The 11,121-nt window shown below is 39.4% G+C and carries 8 protein-coding genes, 1 riboswitch and 1 other annotated feature; all 8 genes read left to right on the top strand.

Annotation, left to right across the window (positions count from 1 at the left end):
* The first annotated feature begins 204 nt into the window (after positions 1-204).
* Positions 205-435: a binding site (T-box leader), on the top strand.
* A 48-nt stretch (positions 436-483) separates the two neighbouring features.
* The 8 genes from pheS to EFT72_RS16995 all read left to right on the top strand — a co-directional run bounded on the left by pheS (position 484) and on the right by EFT72_RS16995 (position 10,868).
* Positions 484-1,503 carry a phenylalanine--tRNA ligase subunit alpha gene (gene pheS / locus EFT72_RS17030; RefSeq protein WP_124068113.1) on the top strand — a complete coding sequence of 340 codons (1,020 nt, stop codon included), beginning with the start codon at positions 484-486 and terminating at the stop codon, positions 1,501-1,503.
* Positions 1,504-1,525: 22 nt separating this feature from the next.
* Positions 1,526-3,946, top strand: coding sequence for a phenylalanine--tRNA ligase subunit beta (gene pheT / locus EFT72_RS17025; RefSeq protein ID WP_124068112.1), 2,421 nt, complete (start codon positions 1,526-1,528; stop codon positions 3,944-3,946).
* Positions 3,947-4,077: 131 nt separating this feature from the next.
* Positions 4,078-5,088, top strand: a complete 1,011-nt coding sequence (locus EFT72_RS17020; RefSeq protein WP_124068111.1) for a hypothetical protein — start codon at positions 4,078-4,080, stop codon at positions 5,086-5,088.
* Positions 5,089-5,163: 75 nt separating this feature from the next.
* Entirely contained in the window at positions 5,164-5,397 is a 234-nt protein-coding gene (gene secG, locus EFT72_RS17015) for a preprotein translocase subunit SecG (protein WP_124068110.1), read from the top strand.
* A 149-nt stretch (positions 5,398-5,546) separates the two neighbouring features.
* Positions 5,547-7,688 (top strand): ribonuclease R, encoded by a 2,142-nt coding sequence (gene rnr, locus EFT72_RS17010; RefSeq protein WP_124068109.1) that lies wholly within the window; start codon positions 5,547-5,549, stop codon positions 7,686-7,688.
* Positions 7,689-7,811: 123 nt separating this feature from the next.
* Positions 7,812-8,273, top strand: a complete 462-nt coding sequence (gene smpB, locus EFT72_RS17005; RefSeq protein ID WP_124068108.1) for an SsrA-binding protein SmpB — start codon at positions 7,812-7,814, stop codon at positions 8,271-8,273.
* Between the two features lie 26 nt (positions 8,274-8,299).
* Positions 8,300-10,261 carry a BMP family ABC transporter substrate-binding protein gene (locus tag EFT72_RS17000; protein WP_124068107.1) on the top strand — a complete coding sequence of 654 codons (1,962 nt, stop codon included), beginning with the start codon at positions 8,300-8,302 and terminating at the stop codon, positions 10,259-10,261.
* Position 10,262: 1 nt separating this feature from the next.
* Complete coding sequence (locus tag EFT72_RS16995) at positions 10,263-10,868, top strand: metallophosphoesterase (RefSeq protein ID WP_124068106.1); 606 nt, start codon at positions 10,263-10,265, stop codon at positions 10,866-10,868.
* 118 nt (positions 10,869-10,986) lie between these two features.
* A riboswitch (NiCo riboswitch) is annotated at positions 10,987-11,076 on the top strand.
* Positions 11,077-11,121 lie beyond the last annotated feature (45 nt).

Here is an 11,121-nt window from a genome sequence, read left to right as displayed (position 1 = left end):
GTTAGTAATACCTTTCTGATTGTGTCCACCTCATTTCTAAGTCATGAGGTTCTATTATAATATATGAACTACTAATTGGGACATAATCATTTGTGATACACTAGGACATTATCATAAATGAATCATATAGAAAAAGCATTAAATAAAAATATTCCTTGACATTTCTTTGATCACTGATTAAAATTATAACTAAATATAATAATAATAAATGCCGTGAAGGTGTTAGTAGATTCTTAATTTCTTCCAGAGAGAAGGGGCCATCGGCTGCAAGCCCTTTTAAGTTCAGTTAAGCAATTGAATTTCCCACTGAAGCAGCATGATTGAAACCGGATTTTTCCGGCATTAGATCATGACGTTTGTACACGTTACGTATGCCGAGTGCCTGTTATGATACAGGAATCAGGGTGGTACCGCGAATTTAACTTCGTCCCTTTTTGGGATGGAGTTTTTTGTTTTTATTGTGATAAAAAGAAGGAGAGCAGGATGAAAGACCAATTAGAAAAAATCAAATATGAAGCATTGAAGCAGATAGAAGCTACGGATGCATTGGAAAAGCTCAACGATATTAAAGTTTCCTTTCTTGGAAAAAAAGGAGAATTGACCAGCGTATTAAAAAGTATGAAGGATGTGTTACCAGAAGACAGGCCAAAAGTTGGTCAGATGGTCAACGATACCAGAGGATTGATTGAGGGGAAATTAGAAGAAGCAAAGGCGATTTTATTAAAAAAGGCAAGAGACGAACAGATGAAAAAGGAAGTCATTGATGTCACCTTGCCCGCAAAGAGAAATAAATTAGGCCACACCCATCCAAATACCATTGCACAAAAAGAAGTAGAACGTATTTTTGTAGGCATGGGATATGAAGTAAAGGAAGGTCCTGAAGTAGAATATGATTCCTATAATTTCGAGAAGTTGAATATTCCGAAAAATCATCCAGCAAGAGATGAGCAAGATACGTTTTATATTACAGAGAATATTGTTTTGAGAAGCCAGACTTCTCCCGTACAGATCCGCTCCATGGAAGAAGGGAAACTTCCCATTCGAATGCTAGCACCTGGCCGGGTGTTTCGCTCTGATGAAGTGGATGCGACGCATTCCCCATCCTTTCACCAGTTTGAAGGTCTTGTGATTGATAAAAACATTACGTTTGCCGATTTAAAAGGAACGCTTCAGGAATTTGCAGAAGAATTGTTTGGTGCAGAGACAAAAGTTAAATTTCGTCCTCATCATTTTCCTTTTACAGAACCCAGTGCGGAAATGGATGTTACCTGCTTTAAATGTGGAGGAGAAGGATGCCGATTCTGTAAAGGTTCTGGATGGATTGAAATTCTCGGATGCGGAATGGTTCATCCAAACGTGTTAGAAATGAGTGGGATTGATTCGGAGCAATATTCCGGATTTGCTTTCGGAGTAGGACTTGAGAGAATTGCTTTATTAAAATACGAAATTGATGACATGAGATTATTATACGAAAATGATATTAGATTCTTAAAGCAGTTTTAGGAACAGAAAGGGAGAGAAATCAATGAATACACCATTATCATGGATTAAAGCATACATTCCTGATTTTCACGTAGAACCTCAGGAGTATACAGATGCGATGACGCTGACCGGAACAAAGGTAGAAGGATATGAATGCCTGGATAAGAATTTAAAAAAGATCGTGGTTGGGAACATCCTGTCAATTGAACGTCATCCAGATGCGGACAAATTAATTGTGTGTCAGGTTAATGTTGGAGAAGAGACAGTACAGATCGTAACAGGAGCTTCCAATGTAAAGGAAGGAGATAACGTTCCAGTCGTGTTAGCTGGTGGAATGGTAGCAGGAGGTCACGATGGAGGTCCTCTTCCTAAAGATGGAGTAAAAATCAAAAAGGGAAAGTTAAGAGGGATTGAATCCTGCGGTATGATGTGTTCCATAGAGGAATTGGGATTTACCAGTGAGCTGTATCCCGATGCACCGGAAAGTGGAATATACATTCTAAAAACGGATGCAAAACCTGGAGAAGATGCCGTTGCACTCTTGGGATTACATGATTCTGTATTTGAGTATGAAATTACTTCAAATCGAGTGGACTGCTACAGTGTACTTGGCATTGCCAGAGAAGCAGCGGCAACGTTTCACAAGTCTTTTCACCCACCAGTTGTAACACCGGTGGGGAATAAGGAAGATGTTCACGATTATTTAAAAGTCACAGTAAACGACGGTCAGCTTTGCCCTCGTTACTGTGCAAGAATGGTAAAGAATATCAAGCTGGCACCTTCCCCTGCTTGGATGCAACGGCGTCTGGCAGCATGTGGAATTCGCCCCATCAACAACATCGTAGATATCACCAATTATGTAATGGAAGAATATGGGCAGCCGATGCATGCATTTGATTATGATCAGCTTTCCAATCATGAAATTATCGTAGAATGCGCAAAAGATGGGGAAACATTTCAAACTTTAGATGGTCAGAATCGCAACTTAAATCATAGCATTTTAATGATCAAAGACGGAGAAAAATCAATTGGTATTGCTGGAATTATGGGGGGCGAAAATTCTAAAATTACCGATGAGATAAAAACCATGGTATTTGAGAGTGCTTGTTTTGATGGAACAAACATCCGCCTTTCATCGAAAAAAGTGGGGTTAAGAACCGATGCTTCTGGTAAATTTGAAAAGGGTCTGGACCCAAATAATGCGGAAGATGCCATTAATCGTGCCTGTCAGCTAATTGAAGAATTAGGAGCAGGAGAAGTTGTAGGTGGTATGATTGATGTTTATCCAGAAAAAAGAGAAGCAAAGAGGATCCCGTTTGAACCAGAGAAAATGAATCGTCTGCTGGGAACAAACATTCAACCAGAGACTATGCTTGAATATTATAAAAAGCTGGATTTAAGCTATGATCCAGAGAAAAAAGAGGTGGTAATCCCCACATTCCGACAAGATTTGGCCTGTATGGCAGATATGGCAGAAGAAGTTGCCAGATTCTTTGGATATGATAAGATTCCAGTTACACTTCCAACTGGGGAAGCGACTACGGGTAAAATATCTTATAAATTAAGAATTGAGGAACTGGCTGGAGAAGTAGCAGAATTCTGTGGATTTTCGCAAGGAATGACCTATTCCTTTGAAAGCCCCAAAGTATTTGACCGACTGTTAATTCCAGCTGACAGCCCTCTTCGTAAGACAGTCAATATTTTGAATCCGCTTGGGGAAGATTTCAGTATTATGAGGACATTACCCCTTCACGGGATGTTAAATTCCTTATCTACGAACTACAACCGGAGGAATAAGAATGTACGCCTTTATGAACTCGCAAACATTTATCTTCCCAAGGCGCTTCCGATGACTGAACTTCCAGATGAAAGAATGCAATTTACTCTAGGATTTTATGGGGATGGAGATTTCTTTGACATGAAGGGAGTTGTTGAAGAATTTTTTGAAAAAGCCGGAATGCGAAAGAAACATCATTATGATCCCAATGGGGGAAAACCGTTTCTTCATCCAGGAAGACAGTCCAATATCATTTATGAAGGAACTACGGTAGGATATTTGGGTGAGGTTCATCCGGATGTGGCGGATCAATATAAAATAGGGGAACGTGCCTATATTGCCGTAATTGATATGCCGTCTGTAATTCCTTATACCGGGTTTGACCGCAAATATACGGAAATTGCCAAGTATCCGGCGGTAACAAGGGATATAAGCATGGTAGTACCCAAGGAGATCCTAGTTGGCCAGATCGAAGAAATCATTGAGCAACGTGGTGGAAAGATTTTAGAAGATTACCAGTTGTTTGATCTTTACGAAGGCTCACAAATCAAAAAGGGATTTAAATCAGTTGCTTATACTATAAGCTTCCGGTCGGCTGATCATACATTGGAAGAACAGGAAATTGTTACAGTTATGAATAAGATTCTCAATGGGCTGCAGGGTCTAGACATTGAATTGAGAGCATAACTAGTATTTTATATCGTGTATTTGATGTCAGGAGTGAAATGGACTCCTGGCATCTTTTTTTGAAATTCTGAATGGAACGTAACATTCTCGTCAATCCTTTTATAAGATAATGTAACAAGGGAGGCTTTTTAATGTTAGGAGATCTTGATATTATAGAAGTGTATGGGCGGTTGGTTTATGATTCCTGTGCCAATCTGGCGGTAGAAGCGGAAGTGATTTTGGAAAATGGAGCCCATGGAAGAGCTTCGGTTTCGTTATGGGGAGCAAAACAGCCGGAAAAATCAGCTGAATTAATTAATAACTGGTATTCAGAAGCTGTTTTACTAGAGGATGCTGCGGATCAAAATGCCGTGGATAGAATGCTTATAAAAGCCAAAAAGATATTAAACGATCCGACTGGTGATTTTGGGATTTCGGCACTTTCTATGGCAATTGCCAGAGCAGCAGGAGCCGGACTTTTTCTCCCGCTTTATCGTTATCTAGGAGGAACCTCAACACCCGTGATGCCAGTCCCTATGATGAGTTTGTTGTGTGGAGAAAACATAGAAAAAGGAATTGGATTTTGTGAGATATTAGTCGTTCCAGAAAACAATAAAAGCTTTTCCCAGGGGTTATTAATGGGAACGGAAATTTATCAAACATTAAAACGTTTGCTTACGCTACATGGATATGAAACGGCTGTTGGAAGAAACGGCGGCTTTACAACGGACATGAAAAATATAAAGGAAGTACTTCACTGCACCATAGATGCTTTTTCATTGACGGGTTATAAGCTAGGGGTGGATGCAAGGATTGCCATTGATGCAGATGCAGAGGAACTATATGTAGATGCAGAGAAACTATATGCAGATGGGATGTATCTTTTTTCAAAAGAATTTGGCACATCCAAAGCTATGGTGATTGAGTTAGAGCGTGCTGAAACGGTTTCTAATGCACTAGAAATGGTCCGGAAAGCGAAAAAATCAGGTTGTAAAGTGATCTTTTCAAATGGGATTGCGGCAACAGAAGAAACGTTCCTAAGTGATATTGCAGCTGCATCAGGAGCGGATTATATCAGAGGTGGTGCTCCGTGCAGAGGGGAATGTACCGCAAAATACAATCAACTGATTCGAATTGAGGAACATTTCAATCAGGTTAAGTAGAAAATGGAAAAAAACATTGTATTTTAGTGAAAAACATGATATGATAAGTGTTGTTTGACTATAGGAGGTGGAAACATGATCAGGATTATATTATCAATCATATTTGTTATTATATGCATTGCTTTATCAGCGATTATTCTTTTGCAAGAAGGAAAGAGTCAGGGACTTGGTGCAATCGGTGGTATGGCAGATACTTACTGGGGCAAGAATAAAGGGCGTTCCATGGAAGGAAAACTGGAGAGATTTACAAAGTACGGAGCTATCCTGTTTTTTGTTCTAGCGTTGGTATTGAATCTGAATATACTGTAACGAAAAAACACTCTTGTGGAATCGGAACAAGGGTGTTTTTTCAATTTTTAAAAATATTGTAATACAGTACTGTAAAATGCAGATAATAGAAACAAAGATACCTATGAATAAATTGAAAGAAAAATAGAAAAAGTTAAGAGAGGAAAACGATGACACAAGAACAATTAAAACAGCGAAAAGTTATGTTCCTGGAACTGTTCGGCGATCCGACTTATGTTCCCATGAAATTAAAGGAGCTGGCGATTCTTTTTAATATTCCAAAAAGTGAGAGAGAGGAATTAAAAGAAGTACTGGATTCGCTTTTGGCAGAAGGAAAGATAGGGATTACACAGAAGGGCAAATATGGAAAACCTGATTTGGGGTCCATAGCAGGCTCGTTTTTTGGACATCCCAAAGGTTTTGGTTTTGTTGCGGTGGAAGGCATGGATCAGGATGTTTTTATCCCGGAAGATAAGACAAAAGGTGCATTGCACGGAGATATGGTTCTTATCTCTGTAGATGCGGCGCAATCAAAAGGGAAAAGGCAGGAAGGGCAAGTACAAAAAATAATTCAGCATGCCAATGAACATATAATTGGCTTTTATCAGAAAAATAAAAATTTTGGATTTGTTATTCCAGATAATCAAAAGATATCAAAAGATGTTTTTGTACCACAGGGCAAAGATATGGGAGCGGTTACGGGCCATAAGGTAGTGGTGAAGGTAACCGATTTTGGTGGAGCAGATAAAAAACCAGAAGGAGCAATCACAGAAATCATAGGACATGTAAATGATCCTGGCACGGACATTTTATCAATTGTACGTGCCTATGGTCTCCCGGAAGAGTTTCCGGATGGGGTGATGAAACAGGTGTCTGAGATGCCGGATACTGTAACAGGAAAAGATATCAACGGGCGTTTGGATTTGAGGGACAGCTTAACTGTCACTATAGATGGAGAAGATGCCAAAGATCTTGATGATGCCATTACCATTACTAAAAAAGATGGAATTTACACATTGGGAGTTCATATTGCAGATGTAACAAATTACGTGACAGAGCATAGTCCTTTAGATGAGGAAGCGTTAAAGAGAGGAACCAGTGTTTATCTGGTGGATCGGGTAATTCCCATGCTTCCTCATAAACTATCAAATGGGATCTGCTCGTTAAATCAAGGAGAAGACCGTCTTGCACTGAGCTGTATCATGGATATTGATGAAACCGGTTCGGTTCAGGGGCACAGGATAGCGGAAACTGTAATCAATGTAAATCGTAGAATGACTTACACCGCAGTGAATGCAATCGTAACAGATCGGGACGAATCCGTGATGAAAGAATATGAAGAATTAGTCTTAATGTTTGATCAGATGAAAGAACTTGCGGATATTCTTAGGGAAAAGAGAAAAATTCGAGGATCCATTGATTTTGATTTCCCAGAAACAAAAGTGATTCTTGATGAACGGGGAAAACCTCTGGAAATCAAGCCTTATGATCGAAATGCTGCCACTAAGATTATAGAAGATTTTATGTTACTAGCCAATGAAACAGTGGCTGAGGATTATTTCTGGCAGGAAATCCCCTTTCTTTATCGAACCCATGACAATCCGGACCCAGAAAAGATGAAAAGTCTAGCGATGTTAATTAATAATTTTGGATATTCCATTCGATTTCATCATGGAGAAGTTTATCCCAAGGAAGTTCAAAAGCTACTTGTTAGTGTGGAGGATAAACCGGAAGAGGCATTAATCAGCCGTCTGGCACTCCGATCCATGAAACGGGCAAAATATACAGTTGAAAATACAGGGCATTTTGGTCTGGCTGCCAAGTACTATTCCCATTTTACCTCTCCAATCCGCCGTTACCCAGATCTCCAGATCCATCGGATCATTAAGGAAAACCTACGGTCTGGTCTGAATGATAAAAGAATCAGTCATTACGATAAGATTTTGATGCAAGTTTCGGTTCAGTCATCGGCAACGGAACGGAGAGCGGATGAGGCGGAGCGAGAGACCATTAAATTAAAAAAATGTGAATATATGAGCGGATTTATTGGAAGTGAATTTGAGGGTGTTATTTCCGGAGTAACCAACTGGGGGCTGTATGTAGAGCTTCCCAATACGGTGGAAGGGTTGATTCGTGTCAGCGATCTTCAAGATGATTATTATTCCTTTGATGAAGAACATTATGAATTAGTCGGTGAAATGTCGAAAAAAACTTATAAGCTAGGCCAGCCAATTAAAGTGATTGTGTCAGGGACGGACAAACTGCTTCGTACCATTGACTTTATACCGGCAAAAGACTCTATAGAGGAATAAAAACCAGGGATTTGGTCTTTTTTCGAAGGATCAGATCCCTTTTATTAATTGTAAGAAAATTCCTTTACTTAGAATTAACATTGTAGTATCATAATTGAAAACCATAGTGGGAGGTTTATAAAATTGGGAGAGACGAAAAGACTGATCGCCAACAATAAAAAGGCGTATCATGAATATTTTATTGATGAAAAATATGAGGCAGGCATCGCACTTGCTGGTACTGAAGTTAAATCCATTCGCATGGGTAAATGCAGCATAAAAGAATCGTTTGTTAAAATTGAAAAAGGTGAGATTTATGTATATGGAATGAATATCAATCCATATGAAAAGGGAAATATATTTAATAAGGATCCATTGCGTGTTAGAAAGCTGCTTTTGCATAAGTCTGAGATTGAAAAGCTAGATGAGAAAATAGCACAAAAAGGTTATACTTTGGTGCCTCTTCAAGTATATTTGAAAGGCAGTCTGGTAAAAGCAGAGATTGGACTGGCAAGGGGAAAGAAATTATACGATAAGAGGCAAGAGTTAGCGAAGAAAGATCAGAAACGAGAAATAGATCGAGCGTTCAAGGTGAAAAATCTATAAGTTAAAGAAGAGGAAGGAGGTCACTGATGGCACTATATGATTATGTGGGGGCTTTAAGAAAAGGAAGAAGGCAGTATCAGTCTTCCGTATCCAAGGGGGAGTATCCATACCTCCCAGTTCTTGATGATATATTGTCTTACTCTGATATTGTATCTGAGGTGAATTTGGGGATTATGGATATTCCTTTGGAAAAGGTAATTGGTACCAAGACAGAAGGACGTACCAATGCCTTTGCCAACAACTTTATGCCTTTATTATCCGAAAAATCAGAATTCGGTGCAAAGTGGGCATATTTGTACGATCATCAAATTCAGGAGGGGATTCATGATCCCATCGTTGTTTACGAATTTATGAATCAATATTATGTACAGGAAGGGAATAAAAGAGTCAGTGTATTAAAGTATGTGGATGCGTTTAGTATTGCTTCTTCTGTGACTCGTCTGATCCCCAAACGGACTGATGATTTAAATAACAAACTCTATTATGAATTCCTGGATTTTTATCAGGTGTCTTTTAACTGCGATATATGGTTTAGCAAAGAAGGCAGCTATGAAAAATTAATTAAAGTCTTGAACAAAACCCCAGGAGAGCCATGGAGTGAAGAAGACAGGGTCATATTCAAATCTGCTTATGATCGTTTTTCCAAGTCATTTCATTCATTTGGTGGGGATGACTATGATATGACCTGTTCCGATGCCTTTCTTATCTATGTGGAACTATTTGGCTATTCCGTAGTCAAGGACCGAGTAGATAAACAGATTAAGAAGGATTTGATCAAGATAAAAGATGAATTATTGCTTGCGTCTAGAGGCAATAAGATCGCTTTGGTAGAACAGCCAGAGGATGTAGAGGAAACTTCTGAAAACAAGCCACTTAAATTGATTAACTGGCTGATTCCCTTCCAGTTTGTAGAACCACAGATGCTAAAGATTGCTTTTATCCATGCAAAGACGGAAGAGACCTCTAGTTGGACTTATGGGCATGAACTGGGTAGAATGTATCTGGAAGAGGCGTTTGACGATACCATAGAAACAGTGGCTTATTTTAATGCAGATTCCGAAGATAAGACGGCAAAGGCATTTGAACAGGCGATAGAAGCTGGTTGCAATATGATCTTCACTACTTCCTCCCAGATGATTAATCAAAGCGTGAAGACTGCCTTAGATCATCCGGAGGTGAAGGTATTTAACTGTTCCGTGAATATGTCCTATTCATCCGTTTGTACCTATTATGGAAGGATGTACGAATCTAAATTTTTAATGGGTGCTCTGGCCGCTTCTATGTCAAGGGATGACAAACTAGGCTACATTGCAGAATATCCGATTTATGGCACGATTGCAAATATCAATGCTTTTGCTTTGGGGGCAAAAATGATCAATCCTTATGCGAAAGTACATTTGGAATGGTCTAAATTAAAGAACCGAGATGCCCATTTGGAATTAGAAAAAGAAGGAATCACTTTTATTTCTGGAGATGATATGATCACTCCTCAGACACCAACCAGGGAGTATGGGCTGTATGAGAAAAAATCAGAAGGACGTCTTAAAAACTTGGCAACTCCAATCTGGCATTGGGGTAAATTCTATGAGAAGATCATTAATATTACGTGCCATGGTGCGGCAGAACGCAAAGAGATGAGAGGAAAAGAAGCCGTGAATTATTGGTGGGGGATGTCGGCCGATGTAATAGATGTGATTTGTTCCCAAAACCTACCCAATGGTACCAACCGGCTAATTACGTTTTTAAAACATTCCATCCGGGCTGGCAGCTTTCAGCCATTTGTGGGAACCATATTTTCCCAGGATGGAACCATACAGTGTGAGGAGGGACATAGCCTAACACCGGAAGAGATTACGACAATGAACTGGCTGACAGAGAATGTAGTGGGACAGATCCCTACATTTGAAGAACTGACGAATGAGGCGAAATCTCTGGTTCGATTACAGGGAAGAGCAATTTACGAGAACATAAAGATGGAGGAGTTATAGTGTGAAGATTCTGGTACTGGCAGATCATGAGTCAAAGTCACTCTATGAATATTATACGCCAGAAAAATTAAATGACATTGACTTAATTATTTCCTGTGGAGATCTTCGGGCAAATTATCTTTCGTTTTTTGCTACCTGTTCTCACGCACCCGTTTATTATGTTCGGGGAAACCACGACAATAAATACAAAAACAGCCCGCCTGAGGGTTGTACCTGTATTGAAGATGACATTGTAACATTCCATGGAATCCGAATTCTTGGACTGGGTGGGTCTATGGAATATATTCCAGGATCTCCCGATCAGTATACAGAAAACAAGATGGATCACAGGATCAAAAAGCTTTGGTGGAAATTAAGGAAGCATAAAGGGTTTGATATCTTGGTGACTCATGCACCTGCCTATCAGCTAAATGATTTACCCGACTTGCCACATAGGGGGTTTTTCTGTTTCAAAACTTTAATGGAAAAGTATTCTCCAAAGTATTTTTTTCATGGTCATATTCATGCCAATTATGGAGAAGTATTTAAAAGAGAAGATACTTATGGGAAAACAACTGTGATCAATGCCTATGAATATTATATTTTAGAATATCCAGTCAGTTTGTAACATATAGGTAATAACGTTACATAGTATACGTTAAGCCCGATCGGTTTTATCTTTAAAAGAGGATTAACAGTCCGGCTCTATTTTGCATTATGCATATTTTTGCGCTGCATACTCGTCTACAGTACAAACTGAACAGGCGATAGCTTTTAGCTATAGGGCCGGGTCGTCAAGTGCGACAGCGGATGATAACTGCATCTGCGGGACAGTGAGTTGTTTGTATGTTCCGCAGGTGCAGTTTCTTTATAATCGCGGA

This window comes from Clostridium sp. E02, from assembly GCF_003833015.1.
Lineage (GTDB): Bacteria > Bacillota > Clostridia > Lachnospirales > Lachnospiraceae > Lacrimispora.
This window is presented reverse-complemented; position numbering and strand designations above follow the sequence as displayed.